Below are 26,184 nucleotides of genomic sequence, written 5' to 3' on the forward strand. Positions count from 1 at the left end.
GCATCATTCGGCCGGAACGGCGGCCTCGCGCAGCCGGATCGAATAGTTCGAAGCGTTCTGTTTGCCGCTGGAGGCCGCGCGCGCAAAGGTGATGAGATGGTGCGCGATCAGCGTGCAGCCGATCAGGCCTTCGATGTCGCCGCGCTTGATGCGGCCCAGCGCGAACTTCCAGAACACGCGCCTGTAGTCGCCAAGCACGCCGACCTTCCAGAAGATGTTGCGTAGCATGACGAGGCCGCGCCGGATGTTCGGCCAGGTCTTCATCTCGTCCGGCACCGGCACCTTGAGCCGGTTCACATAGACGTGGTCGCATTGGTGCTGATAGCGCGCGTAGACCTTGTCGGGCGCGTAAGCGACTGCCATGGCGTGCTTCCAGGACGCGACGACCTCGTCATAGGGCAATAGGAAGTCGACGTTGGAATCGCGGCCATCGTCCTCGACCAGCCGCCCCTCGCGCTCAAGCCGGTCCCATAGCGGCGTCTTCGGCAGCGCCTGCAGCAGATTGATGGTGAGCAGCGGAATCCGGGACTCCTCGACGAAGGCGAGCAGCGCCTCCGAGGTGTTCGGCTTGTCGGTGTCGAGCCCCATGATGATGCCCGAGACCACCTCCATGCCGTAGGAGTTAATGGTGCGCACGCCCTCCAGGATCGGGACCATCATATTGTGGTCCTTCTGCATCGCCTTCAACGCGTCGGGATCCGGCGTCTCGATGCCGCAGAAGATGGTGATGAAATAGGCCTCGCGCATCTTCTCGAGGATCTCGGGGCGTTTGGCGATGTTGAGCGTCGCCTCGCAGGCGAGCCGCACCACGTAGCCGGTCCGCTTCTGCCAATCGATCAGGTGCGGCAGCAGGTCCATGGCCGCCTTGCGGTTGCCGATGAAATTGTCGTCGACGAAATAGACCGTGTCGGTCATGCCGCATTCGCGCAGGCGGTCGAGCTCGGCGATGATCTGCTGCGGCGTCTTGATGCGCGGATTGCGGCCGTAAAGGCCGGGGATGTCGCAGAACTCGCACTGGTAGGGACAGCCGCTGGAATATTGGATGCTGCCGAGGAAGTACTTCTTCACGTCGGCGAGCTCGTAGGCCGGAATCGGAAACTCCGTCATCGGCACGCGGTCCTTGGTCGTGAGCACGACCTGCTGCTCGGGCCGCGAGGTGTCGCGCGACAGGATCTCGATCAGCTGGTTGGTGGCATCGCCGAGCTCGCCGACATGCAGATAATCGAAGGACGGGTAATAGTCGGGACAGGCGCTGACGGAAGGCCCGCCGAGCGCGACCGGCAGATCGAACTCATGGGCACGGCGGCAGATGTCGTTCATCTGCTGGCGCTGGATGTGCATGCCGCTGACGAAGACCGCTTCCGCCCATTCGAACTCCTCCCTCGTCGTGCGGCGCAGGTTCTCGTCGACGAATTTGACCTGCCACTCCTTCGGAAGATAGGCGGAGATCAGCAGCAGCCCCTGCGGCGGCATGAAGGCGCGAACGCCATCGGTCAGCGGATAGGAATGCTCGAACGTGCCGAAGGACGAGGTGTAGCGCGGAAACACGCAGAGAATCCGCCGGGACGTTCCGTTACTTTCAGCTCGCATCAAAGCTCCCCCGCCACACTCAACCGATGGTGCGGAAATTGCCAGCCCGACACATAGCGTAATGCTGTCGCCGGAATTTCTCAATATTGTGGCGTAAGCATAATTCCGAGAGGCGCCGATGGTTTCCCAACCGAGTTGACCTTCCGCCTCATGCGATCAGCCGCGCGGCAAAATCGGGCAGCAGGCCTGCATCGCCGGCAATCCGGAAATCGGCACCTGCAATGCCCGAGCGCGCCAGCCAGTCGTCGAATTCCGGCGCACGGCGCAGCGCGAAGACGTCCCTGACATAGAGCGCGTCGTGAAAAGACGTCGACTGGTAGTTCAGCATGACGTCGTCGGCACCGGGAACACCCATGATGAAGGTGACGCCGGCGGCGGCGAGCAGCGTCAGGAGATTGTCCATGTCGTCCTGATCCGCTTCGGCGTGGTTGGTGTAGCAGATGTCGACCCCGAGCGGCAGGCCGAGCAGCTTGCCACAGAAATGATCCTCTAGCCCGGCGCGGATGATTTCCTTGCCGTCATAGAGATATTCGGGGCCGATGAAGCCGACCACGCTGTTGACCAGCAGCGGAGCGAAGGCGCGGGCGACCGCATAGGCGCGCGCCTCGCAGGTCTGCTGGTCGACGCCGTGATGGGCGCCCGCCGACAGCGCCGAGCCCTGGCCGGTCTCGAAATACATCAGGTTCCGCCCGACCGTGCCGCGCGACTGCGACAGCCCGGCCTCTTGCGCCTCCTTCAACAGTGCGAGGTCGATGCCGAAGCTGCGGTTGGCGGCCTCGGTGCCCGCGACCGACTGGAAGACGAGGTCGACCGGCACGCCCTGCCCGATCAGCGACAGCGTCGTCGTGACATGGGTCAGGACGCAGCCTTGCGTCGGGATCTGCAGCCGCGCGATGATCTCGTCGAGCAGCCGCAGCAATTGCGCGATGACGGCCGGATCATCGCTGGCGGGATTGATGCCGATGCAGGCATCGCCTGCCCCCAGCAGGATGCCGTCGAGGATCGAGGCGGTGATGCCCCTTGCATCGTCGAAGGGATGGTTCGGCTGCAGGCGTGTGCTCATCCGCCCCTTCAGGCCGATGGTGTTGCGAAAGGCGGTGGTGACCTCGCATTTCCGCGCGGCCAGGATCAGATCCTGGTTGCGCATCAGCTTCGACACCGCGGCCGCCATCTCCGGCGTGATGCCGGGCGCCAGCTTGCGCAGGATCTCGGGCGTTGCGGCGTCCGACAGCAGCCAGTCGCGGAAGGCGCCGACCGTCAGCGATGCCACCGGCGCGAACGCCCTGGCGTCATGGCTGTCGATGACGAGGCGAGTGACCTCATCGGCCTCGTAGGGAACAACGGCTTCCTGCAGGAACTGGCCGAGCGGCACATCGGCGAGCGCCATCCGCGCGGCGATCATCTGCTCGGAGCTGGCTGCGGCAATTCCGGCCAGCCGGTCGCCGGAGCGAGGGGGTGTCGCCTTGGCGAGCAGGTCGCGCAGGTCGGGAAAGCTGTAGGTCGTGGCGTCGATGCTGTGGCGGTAGACCAAGGGTCTCTCCGGGTTGCTCGGCCAACGGCCGACTCCAAGACTATCCCAAAAGACTATCCTGAAACTAAACCTTCGGATCAAGACGCTGAAATGACTTGCCTTTCCTTCGACCTAGGACGGAGGCGGCCAGGCCGCGCGTTAACGAGGCGTCCATCTTCGTTCTGCATAGTTTTGCAACAATTTGCCTGACCCCGTTCACCGGCCGGTCAGGCCAATCCGGGCTCCTTGAACATCATGACATCCGTCCGATCTGGGAATGCCGCCAAGCCGGCAGGCCGCTTCACGCTTGCCAGCAAGCTCTATGCGATCTTCGCGCTGTTCGCGCTGCTCACGGCAGCGATCGCGATCTTGTCCGACTACAACAGCCGCCGCAGCGCGGACCTCGCAGTCGCGATCGAGACGGCCAATTCCGCCGCGCTGAACGTCGAGCGGGTCAACTCCCTCGTCTATGCGGTGGTGATGGAATCGCGCGGCATCTACATGTCGACCGAGCCGGCCGTGGTGAAGAAATACGGCGACGGCCTGCTCAAGTTCAACGCCCAGATCCTCGACGTCGTGAAACGCTGGGAGACCATCGTCAAGGAAGACGATGCCGAGCAGTTCGCGACCTTCAAGAAGCGCATCGAGCAGTTCGTCGAGTTCCGCAAGGAGCTGGTGCGGCGCGGCGTCGAGATCAACGCGGCAGCGGGCCGCGAATGGGGCGACAACGACGCCAACCGCAGCGTCCGCTCGGCGCTGAACAAGGACCTCGAGGCGCTGTCCAAGGTCTATGCCGAGCGCGGCAGGCAGATCGCGCAGCAGACCGAGACCGCCCGCACATTGTCGTTCATCCTCACCTGCCTCGGCGGCGTGGCGCTGGCCCTCGTCGTCGCTGGCATCGTCATCATTGCCCGCTCGATCGCCCGGCCGCTCGCCGCGATCACCGCCACCATCAAGCAGGTCGCCGACGGCGCCGACGATGTCGTGGTGCCGCACTCCGACCGCGCCGACGAGATCGGCGCGCTGGCCCGCGCCATCCAGGTGTTCCAGGACTCGATGGGGCGCAACCGCAACCTCGCCTCGCAAGTGTCGCAAGACGCCGCCGCGCGCGAGGAGCGCGCCCGTCACGTCGAGCGGTCCGTCGAGCAATTTCGCGAGGCGATCGGCGCGATCATGCGCGGCCTCAGCGACAACGCCTCCGTCATGCGCGAGACCGCGCAGACCATCACGCGTGTCACTGCGGATGCGAGCAGCCGCGCCGGCACCGCGGCGAACGCCACCGAGCAGGCCTCGCACAACGTCACCGCGGTGGCGGGCGCGGCCGAGGAGCTTTCAGCCTCGGTGGTGGAGATCGGCCGCCAGGTGCGGCAGAGCGCCGGCGCGGTCGAGCAGACCGGCCAGCGCACCGAGAAGTCGATCTCCGAGATCGAGAGCCTCGCTGCAGCCACGCAACGCATCGACGGCGTGCTCAACCTGATCCAGGCGATCGCCGAGCAGACCAACCTGCTTGCGTTGAACGCCACCATCGAGGCGGCGCGCGCCGGCGATGCCGGCCGCGGCTTTGCTGTCGTCGCCCACGAGGTGAAGGCGCTCGCGGGCCAGACCGCCAAGGCCACGGCCGAGATCAGCGAGAACGTCGCGATGATCCAGGCCTCGACGCGGAACGCCGTCGACGCCGTGCGCGAGATCGGCGGGGCCGTGCGCGAGATCAACGAGGTCACATCCGCGATTGCCGGCGCCGTCAGTCAGCAGGACCAGGCCACGCGCGAGATCTCCTCCAACGCGCAAAGCGCCGCCCAAGGCAACGAGACGCTGGTGGCGAACATCACCTCGCTGCGCGATGCCATTGGCGAGACCGATACTGCGGCGGCTTCGGTGTTCACCGCCGCCAGCAGCCTGACCGAGACGGCGCAGACGCTGTCGCGGGAGGTGGAGACGTTCTTCCAGAACCTGCGCGCGGGGTCGGCGGACGGGCGCATCGCCAAGGCGGGATAGCGGCCCGCCTGGCGCCGCGAAAACGGTCGCTCCAGCAAAAACGGAAAAACAACCCCATGCACAGTAGGCGGGGTGAGGTTTTTCAGTGGCTTGGCCGAACGGCGCGAAAGCGTGCTGTTCTTACGGACCGATTTTGACTCGTCGGGCAAAACAGGGGCATGATGTCAGCATGCCGAGCGTGGCGCCTGCCGCGGCTGGCAACCGAACGGGGTTACCGCTCCGAACCCGATCGAGCGACCAAGATCCGGACCCGGCCGCCGGCATCCTCGAGTTCGCGGTAACGAGTTAGCTCGGCCTGGAGCTCCGGATCGGACCTCGCCCAGGCCAGCCAGTCGAACGGGACCGCGCTCAGCAGCCGGGTATCCACGAGGATCACATCCGGACGACCGGCGCGCAGGTCTGCGAGCAAGTGCCGCCGCTCGAAATCGATGATGCTGTCCAGTCTTGCGCGCTCGCCTTCGGTTGGCGTCGTCGTTTTCTGCAGCATCATCGCGCCGGCAGCCAACAGCTGCATGCAGGAGCTGCCCACCCAGGTCCCGTTGACCTCGCGGACGAGCGGATGCCCCAGCGCGACGTGATCGCCGATCGTGATCAGCCGCGGATGCTTTGCGAGGGCCAGGATGCGCTCCTTGAGCGGCGGAAACGGCCGGACCTGCAAGGCCAGGCAATAGCCGATGAGCGCAACGGCGGCGAGGCCGGCGATCATGACCGGCATCCGCATCGTCCTGATGCGCGCATGCAACAGCGGCGCGGCGATCGCAAAGACACAGAGCGCAAACGCCGTGTAGGTCCAATGCTTGCCCTGGAGAACGAAACTCGCAGCTCCACCGAGCGCCGCAGCCAACCACGGGGTCGCGTTGCCTCCAAACTTGAACTCGTGCGGGGCCAGCAAGCCGAGAAACACGACGGACCCGGCCAACACCATGGCCGGGAAAGACAGCAGATCGCCCAGATTCATCCGCAACGGCAGATATGCGGCAGAGACCATCGGCGCATAGTCGAAAAGATAAGCGGGGAAAACGCTGGCGAGGACCGCTCCGTATCCGATGACGACAGCCGCCGCCGTCATCGCTTCCGGAGAGAACAACGGCCTGAGCGAGCGCTGGCGGAAGACCGCCAGCACGATCGGAAGCCCAACGACCATGGCAAGGTGGGGCTTGATGCTCATGGCGAGCCCGGCCCCAAGTCCCGCCAGGATCGCAACCGGTCCGGGGCTGAGGCCACGCCAGCGGATCGCGGTGACGGCGACGAAAGGGGTCAGCGCAATGACGGCGACGTGCTCACGCTGTCCGAATACGCCGCTCGGAAGAATTGCGAACAAGAACGCGAACAGGCAGGTCGCAACGATCCGCTCTTCAGCCCCCAGCCTTGCCGCCGCAGCGGCACGATCGATCATCAGAAGCGCGACGACGATTTCGACCAGGATCAGGATGATCACGATCACTTCAGGCGCAATTCCGGTCGTTCGCGCCAGCATCGATGCCGGCATGTACAAATAGACCGACAGGGGTGGATTCAGCTCGAAGAGATCGACGCCCGGCTTGCGGCCATCCAGGACCTGCTCGCCCTCCGTCAGCAGGCAGGCCAGATCCGGGTTCAGGACGATCGGTATCTGGACGAGCAAGGCAGCCAGGAGGAGCGCCGCGACGATCAGCCAACGCAGGCTCATGCGGAAATGGCCCGCCGGCACCTCCAGGACGCGAGCGCTTCCTGTAACGTCGGTATCGGACGTTTTCTCGCGCGAAAGCGATCTGTGCTCTTTCACCTGGGTGAACCCGCCATGGCGTGCAGGGTCACTCTCGGTCAGCAGTAGTTACTATTGTACTACAGTGATCTGAGGCCATACGGCATCGCGGCCAAAGGACTTGCCCGTCGCGGCGCTTCGAAGCGCCGCCGATGCGCAATCCGGCCAAGGGCCACGGCGCTACCCCATCACCCCGCCGCGCCTGATCAGCTCCTTCCCGACGGCCGCGAGATGCACCTGGTCCGGCCCGTCGCCGATGCGGATGAAGCGGGCGTAGACGTAAGCGCGCGCGAGGAACGTGTCCTGCGAGACCCCGGCGGCGCCGTGGATCTGGATGGCGCGGTCGATGACGCGGGCGGCCATGCTGGGGACCACGATCTTGGCCGCGGCGATCAGGTCGCGCGCGGCCTTGTTGCCCTCGCGGTCCATCTTGTCGGCGGCTTGCAAGGTGAGCAGGCGCGCCTGCGCGATCTCGCAGAAGGAGTGCGCGATATCCTCGCGTACAGAGCCCTGCTCTGCGAGCGGCTTGCCGAAGGCGACGCGCGAGACCGCGCGCTGGCACATCAATTCCAGCGCACGCTGGGCGCAGCCGATCAGGCGCATGCAGTGATGAATGCGGCCGGGGCCGAGCCGGCCTTGCGCGATCTCGAAGCCGCGGCCCTCCCCGAGCAGAATGTTCTCGGCGGGCACGCGGACGTTGTCATAGACGATCTCGGGATGGCCGACGGGCGCATCGTCAAAGCCGTAGGTGAGCATGTCGCGGACGATGCGTACGCCGGGCGTATTCCTCGGCACCAGGATCATGGATTGCTGGCGATGGCGGTCGGGGTGGTCGGGCGCAGTCTTGCCCATCACGATCAGGATCTCGCAATCCTCGTTCATCGCGCCCGAGGTAAACCATTTGCGGCCGTTGATGACGTAATCGTCGCCGTCGCGCTTGATCTCGCACTGGATGTTGGTGGCATCGCTGGAGGCGACCTGCGGCTCCGTCATCGAGAAGCCAGAGCGGATACGCCCCTCGAGGAGCGGCGCCAGCCAGCGCTCCTGCTGCGCCTTGGTGCCGTAGTTGGCGAGCACCTCCATGTTGCCGACATCGGGCGCGGAGCAGTTGAAGACTTCGGGCGCCCAGAGGATGCGGCCCATGATCTCCTTCACCGGCGCGTATTCGAGGTTGGTCAGGCCCGGGCCGTGCTCGCCGGACAGGAACAGGTTCCAGAGCCCCTGATCGCGCGCCAGCCGCTTCAGATCCTGAAGGATTTGCGGAGTCTTGTAGCGTGAAGCTTCCGGCTTGACCTGCTCGTAATAGAGCTCCTCGACCGGCTCGACATGGGCCTGCATGAACTGGCGAACGCGGTCCTGGAGCTCCAGCGAACGGGCGGAGTGGTGAAAATCCATGCTGGTCTCCTGTTCGCTACATTTGAGGTCGTCATGCCCGGCTTATCCCGCCTGCGCGGCCGAAGCCGCTTCGGCGAGGCGAAGGCCCGGGCATCCACGTTCTTCGTGCCGCGGGGAAATGCGTGGATGGCCGGGACAAGCCCGGCCATGACGTGATGGAGACATCAGTCTCGTAGGGTGGGCAAAGCGAAGCGTGCCCACGCTCTTTCTCGGTCATCATTGATAGATCGTGGGCACGGCGCAAGTGCGCCTTTGCCCACCCTACGATTTCGCATCCGCCGCGAGAACCCGCCTCTCACGTCCCGCGCAGCAATTCGCTGGCCACGATCCAGTCATTGCCGTCGAACTGGAGCATGTAGCCGTCCTTGATCGGGCGGAAATCCTGCGGCGTGGTGTTAAGGGTGATGCCGGGCATCAGGAGCGACAGCGGCACGTTCTTCAGATTCGCCGCTTGTGCCATGATGTTCTCGCGCGTCAGATTGTCCTTGCATTGCTTGAGTAAGACCACCAGCGCTTCGGCGACGGTGTAGCCGTAGAGGCCGGCGACGTTGTTGATGTCGGCATTCGGCAGGCGCTTCTTCATGAAGTCGATATAGGCCGTCATCGCCGGGTCGTCCCTGGGCGTTTCGACGAACGGCTTCAGCGCGCCGAGCGACAGCACACCCTTGCCGGCCTCAAGCCCGGCCGGCGCCATCACGGTGGCCTTGTTGGCGCATCCCGAGGCGAGAAAGCGCGTCGGCTGCCAGCCGACCTCGTGCGCCTTGCGGATCGCCTGCGCGCAGGCGCGCGGCGTCACCGAATAGATCATGAAGACGTCGGCCTTGGTATTGGCGAGCGTCAGAACCTGGGAATCGACGGTGGGGTCGGCGACCTCGAAGCTCGAGGCCATCGCGATCGCCTTGTCGGCGTCGGCACCGAGCGCCTCCTTGACACCGCGAAGATATTCCTTGCCGGCGTCGTCGTTCTGGTAGAGCACCGCAAAGCGCGCATTCGGGTTCTTGGCGCGGGCATAGGCGACATCGATTGCGGCCTCGCTGGTGTAGTTCGGTGCCCAGGGCAGCGCGATCGACCACGGCATGTTGGCGGGATCGTTCCACTTCGAGGCCGAGCTGATCAGGAAGATCTGCGGCACCTTGTTGCTGTTGAGATATTTTGCAATCGCCGAGCTCGGCGCCGTGCCCATGGTGGCGAAGATGAAGGCGACGCCGTCGCCCTCGACGAGGCGCCGCGCGGCTTCCATGGTCTTGGGCGGGGAGAAGGCGTCGTCCAGCGAGATCAGGTTGAGCTTGCGGCCGCCAACACCACCCTTCTCGTTGATCTCGTCGAAATAGGCGGAGATCACCCGTCCCGTGATGCTGAGCGGCGAGGCCGGACCGCTATAGGGCATGGTGTTGCCGATCTTGATCTCGGTGTCGCTGACCCCAGGACCGTAGGATTTTTGCGCGGAGACAGGGGCGGACGCGCAGGCGGCGGCCAGCGCTGCGGCCAGGACCAAAGCGGCTTTCATGGTTTCTCCCCGATGATCATCGCCGCGCGAGACGGTCACGCGGCGTGCTGACTCTTGTCAGCACGTCAGCTCAGCGGAGTTCCGCAAGAGGGTCTTGCGTCGAGTTGCTGATGGCGTTGCGCTAGCCGCGCCGCTTCAAGGCGAAACCCAAGCTGATCCAGCCGGCGCCGGCCATCATCAGGTCGATACCGAGAAACAGGCCGAGGATGTAGACGCTGTTCACCGGCCAGCGCGCCACGACCAGGAGGCCGAGCAGCAGCGTGATGGCGCCCGAGAGCGCGACCCACAGCCACGGGCTCTCGCGCTTCATGCTGAAGGCAAGAAACAGCCGCACCGCGCCCGAGGCGATCAGCGATGCGCCCAAGAACAATGTCAGCAGGACTGCCGCGAACAGCGGGTTGGCGAAGGTCAGGAAGCCGGCGATGACATAGAGCACGCCGAGCAAGGCCCAGATCAGAAACTTGCCCCAGCTCTTCATCTGGAATGCGCCGATGATCTCCGTCACGCCGGCGACGATCATCATGGCGCCGACCACGATCACACTCGCCACCGTCGCCATGACCATGCTGCCGAGCGCAACGAAGCCGGCGATGAGGTAAACGACGCCTAGCGCGACGATCCACCCCCATTTGCCGTGCAGCGCAGAGATACCCGAGCTGGAAGGATGAGATGCGTCTGAAGCACTGGTCATGGGCCACTCCTGCATGCGAAGCCCGCGGGCACACGCCAGGATAGCACACACCGCACCGGGACGACAGCCAGCAGAACAGCCTTCACCTGTCGCAATGTTGACGCAAATCAAGCTCGCGCGCGGGGCTTCAGCCGCGCGTGCGCTCCATCTCGAGCTCGGCCTTGAGATTGTCGAGATCGCGATAGATTGAAGCGACCGCGAGGACGCGGCCGCCCTTGCGGTACTTCAGCAGGCAGTCCCTTCCGGAGATATTGCCGTCGATCGCGACGTCATCGAAGTTCTCAGCGTGGCCGACATAGTTGATCGGCACGTCATAGTGTTGGCTCCAGAAGAACGGCACCGCGTCGAAGCGCTCGCGCCTGCCGAGCATGTTGCGCGCGGCGGTCTGACCCTGCCGCTCCGCCACCACCCAATGCTCCACACGGATGCTCTGCCGCGAATGGGGATCGGGCCAGCGCGTGATGTCGCCGGCCGCGAAGATACCGGCGACGCTGGTCTCCAGATATTCGCTGACGCTGACGCCGCGATCGGCGGTTAGCCCCGCCTGCTCGGCGAGCGCGAGGCGCGGCTTGACGCCGATGCCGACCACGACGAGGTCGGCCTCGATGACAGCACCGCTCTTCAGCCTCGCACGTAGGCCATCGAGCTTCTCCACCGTTTCCTTCAAGTGGAAGACGACGCCGTTGTCCTCGTGAAGGGAGCGAACGAAATCGCCCATCTCGGCGCCGAGCACCTTCTGCATCGGCCGCTCGTCCGGCGCGACCACGTGCACCTCGATCTTGCGGGCCCGCAAGGACGCCGCGACCTCGAGGCCGATGAAGCTGGCGCCGATCACCAGCGCCCGCTTGGCGCTCCCCGCCGCCTGGATGATCGCCCGGCTGTCGGCGACGGAGCGCAGGGTGTGAACATGCGGCTGGTCCGCGCCCGGGATCTGCAGCTTGAGCGGCTCGGCGCCGGTCGCCAGCAGCAGCCGATCGAACGGCAGCTTGTCGCCGTTGCCGAGCGTGACGCTGCGCGACTTGGCATCGATCGCGACGACGTCGGCGTTGAGCCTGAGATCGATGCCCGAGTCGCGGTAATAGTCCTCGCCACGCAGCGGCAACCAGTCCTCCGGCGCGTTGCCCGCAAGGTAATCCTTGGAGAGATTTGGCCGGTCGACCGGCATCGCGCCGTCATTGCTGAACATGGTGATGGCACCGGCAAAGCCCTCGCGCCGGAGCGTCTCGGCGGCGGCGAAGCCGGCGGCGCCACCGCCGACGATGACGAATTTGTCTGGCGCCGGTGCGCTGCGATGGGCGGACGGCGGCGTCAGGGCCTCGCGCTTGCGCCGGACGATGATCTTGTCCTGATCGCGCGTGGCCTCCCAGACCGCCAGCGCGTTCAAGGCCGCCGGCCGCGTGGCTTCGCCCGTGCGCAGGGAGAAGCAGGCATGATGCCAGGGACAGCGGATGGTGTCGCCCACCACCAGGCCCTCGGCGAGCGGGCCGTGATAATGGCTGCAGGCCGGCTCGATCGCAAAGACCTCGCTGCCAGCCTGCACCAGCAGGACATCGTCCTCTCCGACGTGACCGAGCAATTTGCCGTCCTTGAACTCGGTCAGGGCCACGCCTTCGGTCAGGTCGGGTCCGCTCGGCTTCTTATCCTCGGCCATGGCAACGCCTCCATCATGAGCGCGCGAGTCAGTCGTCCGAATTGGCGAGCCCCAGCAGTTCCTGGCGCGTCAGCGCATTGTCGCGGAATACGCCCAGCATGCGGCTGGTGACGAGATCGGTCCCAGGCTTGTGCGCGCCGCGCGTGGTCATGCAGTGATGTGTCGCCTTGATGATGACGCCGACGCCTTCGGGCTTGAGCACGTCGTTGATGGTGTTGGCGATCTGTGCGGTCATCTTCTCCTGGATCTGGAGCCGTTTTGCGTAGACGTCCACCACGCGTGCGAGCTTGGAGATGCCGACGACGCGCCCCTGCGGAATATAGGCGACCCAGGCGCGACCGACGATCGGCGCCATGTGGTGCTCGCAATGGCTCTCGAAGCGAACGCCGCGCAGCACGATCATCTCGTCATAGCCTTCGATCTCCTCGAAGGTCTTTTGCAGGATTTCGGTCGGGTCCTGTGCGTATCCGGAAAAATACTCTGCGAACGCGCGTGCAACGCGAGCAGGTGTCTCGCGCAAACCGTCGCGCGCGGGATCATCGCCGGCCCAGCGGATCATGGTCCGGATCGCCTGTTCGACCTCCGCCCTGTCAGGCCGATCGGACGGCGTCTGCGCCACGGCGACACGTTCCAGCTTGCGCACTTGTGACTTCATCAAGCTTCTCCCCTGCAACGAGCCCGCATATGGAAGCGGGCCCACAGCTTGGACGGCGCCAATCGGAAAAGGTTCCCGAAAGTCGGGGAAATTTGGGGAACGGGAGGATGGCCTAGTGCCGACCCGCCAATCCCCTCATGATGAGGTGCGCCGAGGGCGCCTCGGGGCCGCCTATGAGGCAGCCGCTTTCCGCACGTCGATCACGGCCTGTGCCCATTCGGCCGGCCGCTCTTGCGGCAAATTGTGACCGGCGTCGGTGAAGACGCGCCGCTCGAAAAACCCCTCGAACTTGCGCGCGTGGTGGGCGGTGCCGGGATTGACGCCGTCGCTGTCGCCGTCGATCGCGATCGTCGGGACACGGATCGGCGGCTGCGCGGCAAGCTTCGCCTCGATCCCCGCATAGGCGGGATCGCCGGCAACCAGCGCGTAGCGATGGCGGTAGGAATGGATCACGACGTCGACGAAATCGGGATTGTCGAAGGACACGGCGCTCGTCTCGAACGTTGCGTCATCGAAGGCCCATTTCGGCGACCACATCGTCCAGAGCTGACGGGCAAAGCCGCGGCGGTTGCGCTCCAAGGCGCGGCGGCCGCGCTCGTTGTGGAAGAGATATTGATACCAGAACGCCGCCTCCTCCGGCGGCGAGGCCGGCTCCATGGCGAGGGCGATGTTCTGGATGTTGTAGGAATTGCCGGAGACGAGACCGATCACGCGCTCCGGATAGAGCGCCGAAACCACGCAGGCGGCGCGCCCGCCCCAATCATAGCCGCCGACGATGGCACGCTTGACCCCGAGCGCATCCATGAAGGCCAGGAGATCGGCACCTAACGCCGCCTGCTCGCCGGAGCGTAGCGTCTCGGCGAAGCGAAACCGCGTCGGCCCGTAACCGCGCAGCCAGGGCACCAGCACGCGTGCGCCGGCCTCGGCGAGGATCGGCGCGGTCTCGGCATAGGCGTTCACGTCATAGGGAAAGCCGTGCCCCATGATGCAGGGCCAGCCGTCCGGCGCACCGTATTCGCGATAGGCGATGTCGAGGACGTCAGTGGTGACGGTTTTTTGTTGCATGCATGTCGCAGCTATTTCTGCGGACCGGACAGCGAGATGTCGCGCTCGGCACGGAACACGTTGCTGTAGAGGTTGGCGATCCATTGCCGGCCGATCTCGGTCTTGTTGAGATAGCCGATCTCGGTCTGGATGTGCGGAGCAACGCTGTTCCAATAGAATTGCGGATAGCGGTTCACGATGTCGGCGGGCGAGTCGTAGCCGAGCTGGCGGTTGATGCCGACCTCCTCGAACTCGTAATAGAGCGCGTTGGCCTTGCGCAGATAGTTGGGATCGCCGAGCTGGCCGATGAAGTCGGCCGCGCGCAGGATCGAGGCTTCGGTATCGTATTCCTGCCCCGGCTGGGCGGGAAACCGCGTGCCTTCGATCGCGCGGGCGACGCGTTCCGGGTCAAGCCCCGGAATATGCCTCAGTCGCCGCATCACGTACAATTTCGAGCGATCGACGTGATACATCATCAGGCTGGCATCCGATGCGCCGCGCGGCAGGGAAACCTTGGTGCCGGCCGCGTCGACCAGGAAGCCGTCCTCGTCATCCTCCTCGAACAGGCCGCGCACATAGCCGATATCGTGAGCGAGGCAGGCAATCAGGACGTGGACATAATCCTCTGCCGCCAGGTGCGTGTGGAGATACCGACCGCTGAGAATCGAATGCCCAGCCAGCGTCACCAGCATCGTGTGCTCGATATTGTGATAGAGCGCATCGCTGTTGCCGATGCATTCCATCGTCGTGCGGGTGGCGCTCTCGATGATGTTGGCCGGCGTCTCACCGAACCTGCGACGCATGAACGAGCCCAGCACCTTCTCCAGGGATTCGGCCGCCAGCCTGGGTAAGGTCATCATGGATGCAGCCCCGTCCGCCGCTGGTATCCCATGCCGTCTCCCGACGTCTCATTCTTGTCTCGACTTGCCGGGGAGCATAGCCCATCTTGGGCCGGGTCACCAAACTCCGGGGCGAAAATTCCCTGTCATCTTGCCGGCCCCGCTGCGTAACATCACGGTTGCCGTCACAGTTCGGCACAACCAGAGGCTGGGCCGGAAGGCGCGGGAGCGGCGCCGCTTCTCGGACCGCTCAGGGCGCGGCCAGGATATCGGCGCCGTCGGCCGGGCGCGAAAGGCTTCGGGCCAGGTAGAACAGCTCGACCAGCTTGCCGCGCTTGCCGGCCAGCGAGAAGATGTATTCGGGCGACTCCGCCTCGATTTCCGCGATCGCCACCTTCGCGATCCGGTCGATGCGGCTCGAGCCGTGCTCCCACACGAAGCCGACGCCAAGCCGGTTGGCGACCGCCTCCAGCATCCCCTCGCGCGTATTAACGATGATCGTCGGACTGGCGCGCAGGTTGAGGGTGCGAAACGCCCGGTCCACGGCGCGCTGGGTCGCGGAATCCCGGGTCCGGAACACCAGCGGATATTGCATGAGGCCGGCGATGGACACGCGCGACTGGCGGCTGAGATCGTGAACGGGATGGCAGATCGCAACGACGCGCTGCTGCACGCAGGGCTCGCGCCGGAAGCGGTTGTCCTGCGGCACCTCCGGCAATACGGCGACGTCGACGCGCTGGTCGACCACCGCGGCCATGATCGCCGACCAGCTGCCGATCTCGATGTTGATCTGGATCTTCGGATACAGATTGCGGAACGCCGCGATCAACGCCATGCCGGGCATGGCGTTGCCAAGCCCGATGCGAAGCTCACCCCCCGTGAGCTCGTCGCGCTGCTGCAGGATGGCGAGCGCATCCGCCTCGACCGCCTGCATGCGGCTCGTGGCGGCATAGAGCCGCCGACACAGCGACGTCGCGATCAGGGTCTGGCCGTGCCGGTCGAACAGCGCCACCCCGAACTCGGCCTCCAGATCCCGCACCAGCTGCGCAACGGCCGGCTGCGACACCCCGAGCCGCCTTGCCGCAGCGGCAAAGCTGCCGGTCTCGAACACGGCATTGACCGCCCGGACACGCGAAGACGTCAACGCCACGACAACAACCCCAAGATGATATTCCCCGTCGGACCGGGCGAAAGCAAAACCTGGGATGACCATAAGGAAGGCCATTGACCGTTATGTGAATGTCAGACGCGCTTCCTACTCCTCGTGCGCCGCAAACGGACCAGCAGGGGATCAGTGCGCATGGCGCAAATCGAACTATCCGCAATCCGCAAGTCCTTTGACGGCACCGACGTCCTGAAGGGCATCGATTTCCGCATCGCCGACGGCGAGTTCATCTCGCTGGTCGGCCCGTCCGGCTGCGGCAAGTCGACCCTGCTTCGCATCATTGCCGGGCTCGAGCCGCAAAATTCCGGCGAGGTCCGTATCGACGGCCGCCCCGTCGACGGCATTCGCCCGAGCGCGCGCAACCTCGCGATGGTCTTCCAATCCTATGCGCTTTATCCGCATTTGAGCGCCTTCGACAATATCGCGGTGCCGCTGCGGATGCGGCGCCTCTCCGCGATCGAGCGACTGCCGCTGCTGGGTGCGCTGCTGCCGGGCCGGCGCGCCAAGGAACGGCACATTCGCGCCGACATCGAAGGCATCGCCGAGCAGCTCGACATCACCCCATTGCTGCGGCGCAAGCCTGGACAATTGTCTGGCGGACAGCGGCAACGCGTCGCGGTCGGACGCGCCATGGTGCGCGAGCCGGTGGCCTTCCTGTTCGACGAACCGCTCTCCAATCTTGACGCGAAGCTGCGCGTCCACATGCGCGCAGAGCTCGCCGAGCTGCACCGCCGCCTCAAGGCGACGTTCGTCTACGTCACGCACGACCAGGCCGAGGCGATGACGATGTCGAGCCGGATCGCCGTCATGATGGGCGGTGAGCTGATCCAGGCCGGCACGCCGGCCGAGATCTACAACGAGCCCGGCGACATCCGCGTTGCCGAATTCATCGGCAGCCCCAAGATCAACGTCCTCCCCGGCCGGATCCGAAAGGACGGCGGCGTCGATGTGCTGGGGACCACGCTGAAGCTCTCGTGCAACGCGGCGGCCGGCGATTGTCGCATCGGGGTCCGCCCGGAGCGGATCGAGCTCGGCACCGGGCCGTTCTCCGGAACCGTCGTCCACCTGGAGAATCTCGGCGCCGAAGCCTTCGTGCATCTCGCGGTCGAAGGCACCGGGTCGCGCCTGATCGCGCGGCTCGCGGACGTCAAGCATTTGCCGGCGATGGCAAGCTCCGTCGCCTTCGGCTTCGCACCAGACGCGGTGCGGATGTTCGATCCGGCCGGGAAACGGATCGAGCTCAGAGTGGAGCAGGCCGAGCGCATCCGTGAGCCCGCCCATGTCTGACGGCTCCATGACCACCGGCGCGGCCGTCGCTCCCACGGGCACGACGAGGCGCACGCTGCCGGCCCATGGCAGCAGGCGGACTCATGCCGCCTACGCGCTGGTGACGCCGGCCGCCGCGCTCATGCTGGTCATGCTGCTCGGTCCGCTCGCCGGCGTGATCGCCCTCTCCTTCACCGATTATCAGCTCGGCGCGCCGCATTTCTCCTGGATCGGGCTGGCCAACTACCAGGACCTGTTCGCCGACAAGGTGTTCTGGACCGCGCTGCGCAACACGCTGACTTACGTCGTGATCGTAGTGCCCGGCGCCGTGATCGCCGGCCTTGCGATCGCGCTCTTGATCCAGAGCGGCACCAGCCTGCGCAGCCTCTACCGGACGATCTATTTCCTGCCCGTCATGGCGACTCTGATCGCGATGGCGGTGGTGTGGGAATTCATGCTCCATCCGCAATTCGGCCTGGTGAACGGGCTGCTCCGCGGCGCCGGCCTGCCGGCCTTCGCCTGGCTGCAGGACCGCAGCACGGCGCTCTATGCGCTGTGCGCGATCGGCATCTGGCAGGCGGTCGGCTTCAACATGGTGCTGTTCCTCGCCGGCCTCGTCTCCATCCCCAAGCAGCTCTACGAGGCGGCCGAAATCGACGGTGCCTCGAGCGGCTGGGCACGCTTCCGCCTCGTGACCTGGCCGATGCTGGGGCCGGTCACGACCTTCGTCGTCGTGATCTCCGGCATCCGCTCGTTCCAGGTGTTCGACACCGTGCACGTCTTGACCAAGGGTGGCCCGTCGAAATCCACCGAGGTGCTGATCCACACGATGTACACGGAAGGCTTCGAGTTTTTCCGCTCGGGCTATGCCGCGGCCATCACCGTCGTCTTCCTGGTCTTCGTCCTCCTGCTCACGCTGATCAAATCGAGGCTCGCCGATCGCGGCGTGCACTACACATGAGCAACGCGCATCCCATCCCGTTCCGGGCGATCCTCCGCCACGTGCTCCTGATCGCGGGCGCCGCGCTCATGCTGGCACCCTTCATCTGGATGATCTCGACCGCATCCAAGCCGCAGACCGAGATCTTCTCCAGCGAATTGCACCTGATCCCGCACCAGTTCGCGCTTGTCGAGAACCTGCGCGAGGCCTTCGCCAAGGCCAATCTGCTGCGCTTCCTGCTCAACGGAATCATCGTCACGGTCTCGATCTTCGTGCTGCAGGTGATGGTGGCGCTGCCGGCGGCCTACGCGCTCGCAAAACTTCGCTTCCTCGGCCGCGAGACGCTGTTCGCACTGGTGCTGTTCGGGATCCTGATCCCGCCGCAGGCGACCGCGATCCCGGTCTTCCTGCTGCTGCACAAGATCGGCCTGCTCGACAGCTATGCCGCGCTCGTGCTGCCCTTCACGATCTCGGTGTTCGGCATCTTCCTGATGCGCCAGTTCTTCAAGACCGTGCCCGACGATCTCGTCGACGCCGCGCGCATGGACGGCATCTCCGAATTTGGCATCGTCTGGCGGGTGATGCTGCCGGCCGCGATTCCCGCAGTGACCGCCTTCGGGATCTTCTCCGTGGTCGCGCATTGGAACGACTATTTCTGGCCGCTGATCGTGCTCAACAGCGAGCACTTGCGCACGCCGCCGCTCGCGGTCGCCCATTTCCGCAACAGCGAGGCCGGCACCAGCTACGGCCCGCTGATGGCGGCGGCGATGGTGATCATCGCGCCGCTCGTCATCGCTTTCCTCTTTGCCCAGCGCCGTTTCATCGAGGGCATCACCCTGACCGGGATCAAGTAGCCACGTCACCTCAAACAAGGAGTCTATCATGCTGAAGACCATCATCGCCGCGGCGGCTCTGTCGCTTGCGGCCGGATCTGCGCTCGCGCAGACAAAGACCGAGATCGTGATGCAATATCCCTATCCGGAGCTGTTCACCGAGACGCACAAGCGCATCGCCGAGGAATTCGCCAAGGTGCGCCCGGAGATCAAGGTCACGATGCGGGCGCCTTACGAATCCTACGAGGACGGCACCCAGAAGGTGCTCCGCGAGGCCGTGACCAATCAGATGCCTGATGTCTCGTTCCAGGGTCTGAACCGCATCCGCGTCCTGGTCGACAAGAGCATCCCGGCCGAGCTGGACGGCTACATCGCCGCCGAAAAGGATTTCGACAAGCAGGGCTTCCACCAGGCGATGTTCGACATCGGCACCGCCAGCGGCAAGGTCTACGCCCTGCCCTTCGCGATCTCGCTGCCGATCGTCTACGTGAATCTCGACCTGGTGAAGCAGGCCGGCGGCGACGTGAACAATCTGCCGAAGAGCTGGGACGAGCTGATCGCGCTCGCCAAGAAGATCAAGGCGCTCGGCAACGACACCAACGGCGTCACCTATGCCTGGGACATCACCGGCAACTGGCTGTGGCAGGCGCCGGTGTTCGCGCGCGGCGGCACCATGCTCAATGCCGATGAGACCAAGGTCGCCTTCGACGGCGCCGAGGGCAAGTTCGCCATCAACACGATCGCGCGGCTCGTCAACGAGGCCGGCATGCCCAATCTCGACCAGCCGTCGATGCGCGCCGCGTTCGCGGCCGGCAAGACCGGCGTCCACGTCACCTCGACCTCGGACCTCAACAAGGTCACACAGATGACCGGCGGCAAGTTCGCGCTGAAGACAATTCCGTTCCCGGACGTCGCCTCCCCGAAGGGCAGGCTGCCGGCCGGCGGCAACGTCGTGCTGATCCTCGCCAAGGACAAGGCCAAGCGCGATGCCGCCTGGGAAGTGGTGAAGTTCTGGACCGGCGCCAAGGGCGCTGCGATCATGGCGGAGACGACCGGCTACATGCCGCCGAACAAGGTCGCCAACGAGGTCTATCTGAAGGACTTCTACGTCAAGAACCCCAATAACTACACCGCGGTCAGCCAACTCGCGCTGCTCACGAAGTGGTACGCCTTCCCCGGCGACAACGGCCTGAAGATCACCGACGTGATCAAGGATCATCTCAATTCGATCATCTCGGGCGCCCGCGCCAAGGAGCCGGAGGCCGTTCTCGCCGACATGACGGCTGACGTGCAGAAGCTGCTGCCGAAGACGACCGGCGCGGCGCGCTGAGCGTCCTAACATCTGCCGGCACGGGACGCCATCGGCGCCCGTGCCGGACCAATGACTGGAGATGGCGATGAAACTGCTGCACCTGAGCGACATTCACCTGACGGCGCCCGGCTCGACCATCGGCGGCCGCGATCCGCGCGTCAATTTCGAGCGGGCGCTGGCGCATGCGCTGAACGATCATCACGACGCCGAATTGATGGTGATCACCGGCGACCTCTCGGATTGGGGCGATCTCGCCGATTATCAATGGCTCAAGCAGCGCCTCGACGCATATCCGCTGCCGGTGCGGCTGTGCATCGGCAACCACGACCGGCGCGCCGCCTTCCTGAGCGTATTCCCCGACCTCGCCGACGAGAACGGCTTCGTCCAGGGCATCCACGATACGGCCGCGGGGCGCTGCCTGTTTCTCGACACCGCCCATCCGGAAACGCACGCCGGCCGCTATTGCGACGATCGTCTCGGCTGGCTCGAGGCCCGGCTTGCCGAGCATGACGGGCCGTTCCTGCTCTTCATGCACCACAATCCCATGCCGGTGCATCTCGTCCCGTTCGACCAGATCGGCCTGCTCGACGAGGCTCCGTTCCGGCATCTCGTCAGCCGCCATCGGGCTAAGATCCGCCACGTCTTCTTCGGGCATTGTCACTTGCCTCTTGCAGGCTCGATTGCAGGCGTCCCCGTCTCGTCGCTGCGCGGCACCAACCATGCGAGCTATCCGCTCTTTTCCGAGACGCAGCTGCTGAGCGCCTGCGACCTGCCGCAATCCTACGGCGTCGCTTTTTTTGGAGAAGATTATGTGACCGTGCACATGGTGGAATACGGCTATGACGGTCCTATCCGCACCCAGGGTTCGCCCGATTACAAGGCCTGGGATCGCGAGACCATGGTGAGATGAACGGCGAGCGCCGACCATTACCAGGGGCGCTACTTATAAGCCCGCGCTGCACTCCTTGGAGAGTCCGCTCCACCTCGATAGCAGCGCGCTGGCGTCCTCGCCCCGGGTCGGAGATGGGCCCAGAAGCAGACATCCGATGTGAGGCTACAAGGATCGGCGGAAACTTCGGGGCGTCGTGCCGACAATTCTGCGGAAGGTCTGGGCGAAAGCCGATGGCGTCGAATATCCGACCGCGAGCGCAACTTCACTGATCGATAGATTTGGATCATTCAGCAGCCGTTGTGCAAGCAATATGCGTTGCCGAGTTAACCAGACATGCGGCGTCAATCCGGTCGAGAGGCGGAACGCCGTGCAAAAGTGGTAGCGGCTGAGGCCGACGAGCGACGCCAGTTCGTCGAGGCCGATCGGCTTGTCGAGATGCGCCAGCATGTAATCGGTCACACGCTTAAGCTGCCAGCGTGCGAGCCCGCCGCGAGTATAGGCGGGGCTCTGCGGCAGTTGTACTATGCTGTGCAAACGCAACAACTGGATGCAGAGCAGGTCGACCGAGCGATCGACCAGCAACTTTGCCGAAGGATCGGCAATGACGGCGGGGTTGCTGAGGATCGCGAGAATCTGCGAGGTCACGGCGTCTTCGCTGCCGACGCGTGCTATCAGCTCTACATTGCCTCGTCCGCCGATGAGCGTTCGGCAATGCTCCAGTCGTTCGTTGGTGAGGTAGACATGGGACACGTGCAGCGGTCCGTCAACTTCCCAATCTCCATCATGCCGCTCGGGAATCACTGTGATGGAATTGGTCCGCAGCGGAGCGGAGAGCCGCCGTCGCTCAACAGTCCACGCACTGTGTTGAGGCTCACCATAATAGGTGCCGACAAGGTGTCCGGGCATGCCCGGGGCATAGCCGTAACGCGTGCCGCGAACAAAACGATGAGTGAGTTGAGTGCCGCAGTCTAGCTGGATGGGTGCCAACGGCGGCGGTGCCTCCGATAGAATCCGGATCATAGATTGGGAAGGGTTTCGTTCTCGTGTGTGTACCGGATCGGGCATCGCTTTGGTTACGCACTATTTGACCGCACCCGCGACAGGCGCTTCATCAACATACCAATATTTCACGACATTGCGGGGAAGGGAAGCTTCGGCCCGAAATGTCTTCTGACTGATTGCCCAAATACTGCGCATGATGGACATGGCGGTATCGAGACAACGCCGATGGGAAGATAGCGCGAGGGTAGGCTTGATCTCATTGCGCCCCCTCACAGCTGGGCGGCCTTTCGCCGCAATGGGCGAGAAGCAGAGTCCTTAGGCGCCGGCGCCACTTCGTCGCAAGATTGCGATAGTCGCCGCAATATCGGAACGGTGCGTCCGCCGGGATCATGGCTTACTGGGCGGGATCATCCGAGGGGATCCCGACCACCATGACAAACCAAGAGCCGTTCGCCGCCGGCGCTGCTGAGACCGAAAGCACGCGGGGCGGAGTATCGCGCCGTTCGCTCCTGCTGACTGTCGGCGGAGCGGCTTCCATGGCGGTGGTGCCCCAAGTTGCCGCGCAACCCGCATCCGAAAGCAAGCCCGCTGCATCGACGGCACGGGTTCGCCTGAACGTGAACGGAACGAGACAGGAGCTTGACTTGGATACGCGGCAATCCCTGCTCGACGTCCTGCGCGAAGATCTCGGTCTCACCGGTACGAAGAAGGGCTGCAATCAGGGCGCCTGCGGCGCTTGCACCATCCTGCTCAATGGCAGGCGGGTCGTGTCGTGTCTGACGCTGGCTGCGATGCACGACGGGGCCACAGTCGAGACGATCGAGGGTCTCGAGAAGAATGGTGAGCTTCATCCGCTCCAGAGCGCATTCGTCGAGCACGACGGCTTGCAATGCGGCTTCTGTACCCCCGGGCAGATCATGTCGGCGGTCGGCTGCATCGCCGAAGGCCATGCGGGCTCGCCGGACGACATTCGGTTCTGGATGAGCGGCAATATCTGTCGCTGCGGGGCGTATCCCGGGATCGTCGCCGCTGTTGCCGACGCCGCCAAGAGGGTCTGACCATGCTCCCGTTCACGATCGAGAAGGTGACCTCCATCGAGGCCGCCGTCGCCGCCGCATCCTCCGGAGGCCGCCTTATCGCCGGCGGCACGACATTGATCGATCTCATGCGCGACGAGGTGGAGCAGCCGCAGCAGCTCGTCGACATCAATGCGCTTCCGCTCTCCGGTATTCGCGTCGACCGGTCCAATCTCGTCATCGGCGCGCTCGCGCGGATGGCCGACATCGCCGCCCACTCCGATGTTCAGCGTCTTTACCCGCTGATCTCCGAGAGCCTGATCGAGGGCGCCTCACCGCAACTGCGCAACATGGCCTCGATCGGCGGCAACCTGCTCCAGCGCGTCCGCTGCCCCTACTTTCGGATGCTCGACGCATCCTGCAACAAGCGCAGCCCTGGCTCAGGTTGCGCCGCACGCGACGGCCTGAATGCCGGTCACGCCATTCTCGGCACCAGCGATCACTGCGTGGCGACGCACCCCTCGGACGTTGCGGTCGCGCTGGTCGCGCTCGACGCCACCATGCAGGTCAGGGGGCCGAAGGGCGAGCGCACTTTCCCGGTCGAGGAGCTGTTTCGCTTGCCCGGCGACACCCCCCATCTCGAACACACGCTGCTGCCGGGCGAGCTCATCGTTGAAGTGCGGGTCCCCGGGGGGCCTGATAGCCGCCGGGCGCGCTACCTCAAGGTGCGCGACCGCGCGTCTTACGAATTTGCGCTGGTCTCCGCGGCAGCGGCGCTCGACGTCGTGGACGGCGTGATCCGCGGCGCGCGGCTCGCGGTTGGCGGGGTCGGCACCCGACCTTGGCGCATGCGCGCGGTGGAAGCGGCGCTGATCGGCAAGGTACCAGGCCGGCAGGTGTTTGAGGCGGCCGCCCGATCGGCGTTGGAAGGGGCCCGCCCGCTGTCCGGCAATCATTACAAACTCGAACTCCTGCCGCGGACGATCGTCCGCGCCTTCGAAATGACGGGAGGAATTGCATGACGATCAGCGTCATCGGACAGCCGCTGCCCCGCGTGGACGGCCGCGCCAAGGTCACCGGCTCCGCGCGGTACGCGGCCGATTTTAATCAGCCGGGCCAGGCCTATGCCGTGATCGTCAGCGCCACAATAGGACTTGGACGATTGACCGGCGTAGACAGCGCGGCGGTCGAGAAGATGCCGGGCGTTCTCGCCGTTCTCTCGCATCTCAACGCGCCACGCCTGGCGTACGGCCCGCACAAGAGCTACATCGATCCGGCGACGGGCGAGCGGCTGCATGTGCTGCAGGACGATCTTGTGCGCTTCCACGGCCAGCCGGTGGCGCTCGTCGTTGCCGCGACCATCGCGCAGGCGGAGCGGGCCGCCGCGGCGCTGCGCGTCACCTACAAGGCCGAGCGGCCAATCGTCGATTCCGCGGGCCCTGAAGCTCGTCCCATCGTACCGGAGGCCGGCAAACAGCCGGACGCCCGGCTTCCCGCCGACACGACGCGCGGAAGCGCGGATAAGGCTCTGGCCGACGCGCCGGTGAAGGTCGACGAGACCTATGACATCGCGCGCGAGAACCACAATCCGATGGAGCCGCATGCGACGATCGCCAGCTGGAACGGTGACCGCCTGACGCTTTGGAGCAAGAGCCAGTTCGTCGTCAACGAGCAGGCCGAGATCGCGGCGATCTTCGGTTTGTCACCCGAGAAAGTGACGGTGATCTGCCCGTTCATCGGCGGGGCCTTCGGGACCTCGCTCAGAACCTGGCCTCATGTGACGCTCGCGGCCATGGCCGCCCGCCACGTTGGCCGCCCGGTGAAGCTCGTCCTGACGCGCAAGCAGATGTTCTTCACGACCGGACATCGGCCGCGCACGGTGCAGAGGATCGCTCTCGGCGCCACGGCGGATGGAAAGCTCATCAGCGTGGTGCACGAAGGTACGGGCGAGACCAGTCGCTACGAAGAATTCATGGAAGCCCTGACCTCGGTCACGACGTTCCTCTACTCCTCGCCCAACGTGCGGACGCGCTACCGCCTGGTCCCGCTCGATACCGGAACGCCAAACCACATGCGTGGCCCTGGCGAGGCCAGCGGCGTTTTCGCGCTCGAATGCGCCATGGACGAGTTGGCTTATAGGCTCCGCCTGGATCCGATCGATCTGCGGCGCCGGAACGAGCCGGAGATCGACGAGGGAGAAAACAAGCCCTTCTCCAGCCGATCGCTGATGAAATGCTACGATCTCGGGGCCGAACGATTCGGCTGGTCGCGCCGTACGCCCGAACCGCGCTCGATGCGCGACGGCCGCCTGCTGATCGGGATGGGAGTAGCCTCGGCAAGCTATCCGGCCTTTCACGCGCCGGCCACCGCGCGGGCGCGGCTGCTTCGCGACGGGACAGCCGAGGTCGAGATCGCGGCCAGCGACATGGGTCCGGGCACCTATACGTCGATGACGCAGGTCGCCGCCGAGACTCTCGGGCTCCCCGTCGAAAAGGTGCGCTTCAGCCTTGGCCGCTCAGATTATCCGCCTGCACCATCCCACGGCGGCTCTTGGACCATGGCCTCGGTCGGCTCCGCGATCCGCGCTGCCTGCATCGCCGTGCGGGAACAGGCCGCGAAGGACCGGAACGATCGACCGATCGAAGCCACGGCGTCGTCTCAGCGGGATCCCGAGGCTGCCGCCAGGTTCTCGATGCACTCGTTCGGCGCCGTCTTCGTCGAGGTCGCCGTCGATCCCGACGTCGGCACGATCCGCGTCCGCCGCGCGGTCGGCGCCTATGGCATCGGCCGCGTCGTCAACCCGCGTCTCGCCCGCAGCCAATGCACCGGCGGAATGGTCGGCGGCATCGGTATGGCGCTGATGGAGCGCACCGTTCTCGACGCTCGCGACGGCCGGCCGGTCAACGCTCACATGGCCGACTACCTGATGCCCGTCAACCTGGACATTCCCCAGGTCGAAGCGCACTTCCTCGAGGAGTCGGATCCGCACGTCAATGAACTCGGGGTCAAGGGTCTCGGCGAAATCGCCCTGGTCGGTATCGCCCCCGCGATCGCGAACGCCGTCTTTCATGCGACCGGCAAGCGCGTCCGCACCCTGCCGATCCGGATCGAAGACGTGCTGACCGCTTAGCGCTGTA

At 65.0% G+C, this 26,184-nt stretch carries 22 protein-coding genes; 9 read left to right on the plus strand and 13 right to left on the minus strand.

The window, feature by feature from the left end:
* Nucleotides 1-3: 3 nt before the first annotated feature.
* The gene (locus ACM43_RS31075) at nt 4-1,590 is read right to left on the minus strand and encodes a B12-binding domain-containing radical SAM protein (RefSeq protein WP_271545282.1); all 1,587 of its coding nucleotides are present in this window, start codon (nt 1,588-1,590) and stop codon (nt 4-6) included.
* Nucleotides 1,591-1,738: 148 nt separating this feature from the next.
* Nucleotides 1,739-3,121 (minus strand): ethanolamine ammonia-lyase subunit EutB, encoded by a 1,383-nt coding sequence (locus tag ACM43_RS31080; protein ID WP_271545283.1) that lies wholly within the window; start codon nt 3,119-3,121, stop codon nt 1,739-1,741.
* 234 nt (nt 3,122-3,355) lie between these two features.
* Between ACM43_RS31080 and ACM43_RS31085 the strand changes: the two genes are divergently transcribed.
* Entirely contained in the window at nt 3,356-5,095 is a 1,740-nt protein-coding gene (locus ACM43_RS31085; protein WP_271545284.1) for a methyl-accepting chemotaxis protein, read from the plus strand.
* Nucleotides 5,096-5,306: 211 nt separating this feature from the next.
* On the opposite strand, the gene ACM43_RS31090 is transcribed toward ACM43_RS31085, so the two are convergent.
* The 9 genes from ACM43_RS31090 to ACM43_RS31130 all read right to left on the minus strand — a co-directional run bounded on the left by ACM43_RS31090 (nt 5,307) and on the right by ACM43_RS31130 (nt 15,771).
* On the minus strand, nt 5,307-6,764 hold the full coding sequence (locus ACM43_RS31090) for a hypothetical protein (RefSeq protein WP_271545285.1): 1,458 nt from the start codon (nt 6,762-6,764) through the stop codon (nt 5,307-5,309).
* 255 nt (nt 6,765-7,019) lie between these two features.
* Nucleotides 7,020-8,234: an acyl-CoA dehydrogenase family protein gene (locus ACM43_RS31095; RefSeq protein ID WP_271545286.1), complete on the minus strand. Its 1,215-nt coding sequence runs from the start codon at nt 8,232-8,234 to the stop codon at nt 7,020-7,022.
* Nucleotides 8,235-8,529: 295 nt separating this feature from the next.
* Nucleotides 8,530-9,741 (minus strand): ABC transporter substrate-binding protein, encoded by a 1,212-nt coding sequence (locus ACM43_RS31100; protein WP_271545287.1) that lies wholly within the window; start codon nt 9,739-9,741, stop codon nt 8,530-8,532.
* Nucleotides 9,742-9,862: 121 nt separating this feature from the next.
* Nucleotides 9,863-10,432, minus strand: coding sequence for an HdeD family acid-resistance protein (locus ACM43_RS31105; RefSeq protein ID WP_271545288.1), 570 nt, complete (start codon nt 10,430-10,432; stop codon nt 9,863-9,865).
* A gap of 127 nt (nt 10,433-10,559) precedes the next feature.
* Nucleotides 10,560-12,083 carry an FAD-dependent oxidoreductase gene (locus tag ACM43_RS31110; RefSeq protein ID WP_271545289.1) on the minus strand — a complete coding sequence of 508 codons (1,524 nt, stop codon included), beginning with the start codon at nt 12,081-12,083 and terminating at the stop codon, nt 10,560-10,562.
* Nucleotides 12,084-12,111: 28 nt separating this feature from the next.
* Entirely contained in the window at nt 12,112-12,738 is a 627-nt protein-coding gene (folE, locus tag ACM43_RS31115) for a GTP cyclohydrolase I FolE (RefSeq protein ID WP_271545290.1), read from the minus strand.
* A 171-nt stretch (nt 12,739-12,909) separates the two neighbouring features.
* Nucleotides 12,910-13,803, minus strand: coding sequence for an alpha/beta fold hydrolase (locus tag ACM43_RS31120; RefSeq protein WP_271545291.1), 894 nt, complete (start codon nt 13,801-13,803; stop codon nt 12,910-12,912).
* A gap of 11 nt (nt 13,804-13,814) precedes the next feature.
* Nucleotides 13,815-14,642, minus strand: coding sequence for an HD domain-containing protein (locus tag ACM43_RS31125; protein ID WP_271545292.1), 828 nt, complete (start codon nt 14,640-14,642; stop codon nt 13,815-13,817).
* Between the two features lie 229 nt (nt 14,643-14,871).
* Entirely contained in the window at nt 14,872-15,771 is a 900-nt protein-coding gene (locus tag ACM43_RS31130; protein WP_271545293.1) for a LysR family transcriptional regulator, read from the minus strand.
* 150 nt (nt 15,772-15,921) lie between these two features.
* Between ACM43_RS31130 and ACM43_RS31135 the strand changes: the two genes are divergently transcribed.
* The 5 genes from ACM43_RS31135 to ACM43_RS31155 all read left to right on the plus strand — a co-directional run bounded on the left by ACM43_RS31135 (nt 15,922) and on the right by ACM43_RS31155 (nt 21,047).
* A complete protein-coding gene (locus tag ACM43_RS31135) occupies nt 15,922-17,073 on the plus strand; it encodes an ABC transporter ATP-binding protein (RefSeq protein WP_271545294.1) in 1,152 nt (383 codons plus the stop codon).
* Entirely contained in the window at nt 17,066-18,013 is a 948-nt protein-coding gene (locus ACM43_RS31140) for a carbohydrate ABC transporter permease (RefSeq protein ID WP_271545295.1), read from the plus strand. The genes ACM43_RS31135 and ACM43_RS31140 overlap by 8 nt, the downstream gene beginning before the upstream one ends.
* On the plus strand, nt 18,010-18,846 hold the full coding sequence (locus ACM43_RS31145; RefSeq protein ID WP_157281323.1) for a carbohydrate ABC transporter permease: 837 nt from the start codon (nt 18,010-18,012) through the stop codon (nt 18,844-18,846). Before ACM43_RS31140 ends, ACM43_RS31145 begins: the two co-directional genes overlap by 4 nt.
* Before the next feature lie 28 nt (nt 18,847-18,874).
* Complete coding sequence (locus tag ACM43_RS31150) at nt 18,875-20,155, plus strand: ABC transporter substrate-binding protein (RefSeq protein ID WP_271545296.1); 1,281 nt, start codon at nt 18,875-18,877, stop codon at nt 20,153-20,155.
* A gap of 67 nt (nt 20,156-20,222) precedes the next feature.
* The gene (locus tag ACM43_RS31155; RefSeq protein WP_271545297.1) at nt 20,223-21,047 is read left to right on the plus strand and encodes a phosphodiesterase; all 825 of its coding nucleotides are present in this window, start codon (nt 20,223-20,225) and stop codon (nt 21,045-21,047) included.
* A 144-nt stretch (nt 21,048-21,191) separates the two neighbouring features.
* Here the strand turns inward: ACM43_RS31155 and ACM43_RS31160 are convergent, their stop codons facing one another.
* A complete protein-coding gene (locus ACM43_RS31160; RefSeq protein WP_271545298.1) occupies nt 21,192-22,016 on the minus strand; it encodes an AraC family transcriptional regulator in 825 nt (274 codons plus the stop codon).
* Between the two features lie 93 nt (nt 22,017-22,109).
* Nucleotides 22,110-22,235 (minus strand): hypothetical protein, encoded by a 126-nt coding sequence (locus ACM43_RS31165; protein WP_271545299.1) that lies wholly within the window; start codon nt 22,233-22,235, stop codon nt 22,110-22,112.
* A 227-nt stretch (nt 22,236-22,462) separates the two neighbouring features.
* On the opposite strand from ACM43_RS31165, the gene ACM43_RS31170 reads away from it, so the two are divergent.
* From ACM43_RS31170 to ACM43_RS31180, 3 genes are read left to right on the plus strand one after another with little or no spacing between them, the layout of a single operon-like run.
* On the plus strand, nt 22,463-23,089 hold the full coding sequence (locus tag ACM43_RS31170; protein ID WP_442869359.1) for a (2Fe-2S)-binding protein: 627 nt from the start codon (nt 22,463-22,465) through the stop codon (nt 23,087-23,089).
* A gap of 2 nt (nt 23,090-23,091) precedes the next feature.
* Entirely contained in the window at nt 23,092-24,069 is a 978-nt protein-coding gene (locus tag ACM43_RS31175; RefSeq protein WP_271545301.1) for an FAD binding domain-containing protein, read from the plus strand.
* On the plus strand, nt 24,066-26,177 hold the full coding sequence (locus ACM43_RS31180) for a xanthine dehydrogenase family protein molybdopterin-binding subunit (RefSeq protein WP_271545302.1): 2,112 nt from the start codon (nt 24,066-24,068) through the stop codon (nt 26,175-26,177). Before ACM43_RS31175 ends, ACM43_RS31180 begins: the two co-directional genes overlap by 4 nt.
* The last annotated feature ends 7 nt before the right edge of the window (nt 26,178-26,184 follow it).

The sequence above is a fragment of the Bradyrhizobium sp. CCBAU 45321 genome, assembly GCF_028128975.1.
Lineage (GTDB): Bacteria > Pseudomonadota > Alphaproteobacteria > Rhizobiales > Xanthobacteraceae > Bradyrhizobium > Bradyrhizobium yuanmingense.

Bases quoted from the DNA above. Each gene is read 5' to 3' on its own strand.
- ACM43_RS31075 (WP_271545282.1), bottom strand. From the start codon at position 1,590: ATGCGAGCTGAAAGTAACGGAACGTCCCGGCGGATTCTCTGCGTGTTT.
- ACM43_RS31085 (WP_271545284.1), top strand. From the start codon at position 3,356: ATGACATCCGTCCGATCTGGGAATGCCGCCAAGCCGGCAGGCCGCTTC.
- ACM43_RS31090 (WP_271545285.1), bottom strand. From the start codon at position 6,764: ATGAGCCTGCGTTGGCTGATCGTCGCGGCGCTCCTCCTGGCTGCCTTG.
- ACM43_RS31095 (WP_271545286.1), bottom strand. From the start codon at position 8,234: ATGGATTTTCACCACTCCGCCCGTTCGCTGGAGCTCCAGGACCGCGTT.
- ACM43_RS31100 (WP_271545287.1), bottom strand. From the start codon at position 9,741: ATGAAAGCCGCTTTGGTCCTGGCCGCAGCGCTGGCCGCCGCCTGCGCG.
- ACM43_RS31105 (WP_271545288.1), bottom strand. From the start codon at position 10,432: ATGACCAGTGCTTCAGACGCATCTCATCCTTCCAGCTCGGGTATCTCT.
- ACM43_RS31110 (WP_271545289.1), bottom strand. From the start codon at position 12,083: ATGGCCGAGGATAAGAAGCCGAGCGGACCCGACCTGACCGAAGGCGTG.
- folE (WP_271545290.1), bottom strand. From the start codon at position 12,738: ATGAAGTCACAAGTGCGCAAGCTGGAACGTGTCGCCGTGGCGCAGACG.
- ACM43_RS31120 (WP_271545291.1), bottom strand. From the start codon at position 13,803: ATGCAACAAAAAACCGTCACCACTGACGTCCTCGACATCGCCTATCGC.
- ACM43_RS31125 (WP_271545292.1), bottom strand. From the start codon at position 14,642: ATGATGACCTTACCCAGGCTGGCGGCCGAATCCCTGGAGAAGGTGCTG.
- ACM43_RS31135 (WP_271545294.1), top strand. From the start codon at position 15,922: ATGGCGCAAATCGAACTATCCGCAATCCGCAAGTCCTTTGACGGCACC.
- ACM43_RS31140 (WP_271545295.1), top strand. From the start codon at position 17,066: ATGTCTGACGGCTCCATGACCACCGGCGCGGCCGTCGCTCCCACGGGC.
- ACM43_RS31145 (WP_157281323.1), top strand. From the start codon at position 18,010: ATGAGCAACGCGCATCCCATCCCGTTCCGGGCGATCCTCCGCCACGTG.
- ACM43_RS31150 (WP_271545296.1), top strand. From the start codon at position 18,875: ATGCTGAAGACCATCATCGCCGCGGCGGCTCTGTCGCTTGCGGCCGGA.
- ACM43_RS31155 (WP_271545297.1), top strand. From the start codon at position 20,223: ATGAAACTGCTGCACCTGAGCGACATTCACCTGACGGCGCCCGGCTCG.
- ACM43_RS31165 (WP_271545299.1), bottom strand. From the start codon at position 22,235: ATGTCCATCATGCGCAGTATTTGGGCAATCAGTCAGAAGACATTTCGG.
- ACM43_RS31170 (WP_442869359.1), top strand. From the start codon at position 22,463: ATGACAAACCAAGAGCCGTTCGCCGCCGGCGCTGCTGAGACCGAAAGC.
- ACM43_RS31175 (WP_271545301.1), top strand. From the start codon at position 23,092: ATGCTCCCGTTCACGATCGAGAAGGTGACCTCCATCGAGGCCGCCGTC.
- ACM43_RS31180 (WP_271545302.1), top strand. From the start codon at position 24,066: ATGACGATCAGCGTCATCGGACAGCCGCTGCCCCGCGTGGACGGCCGC.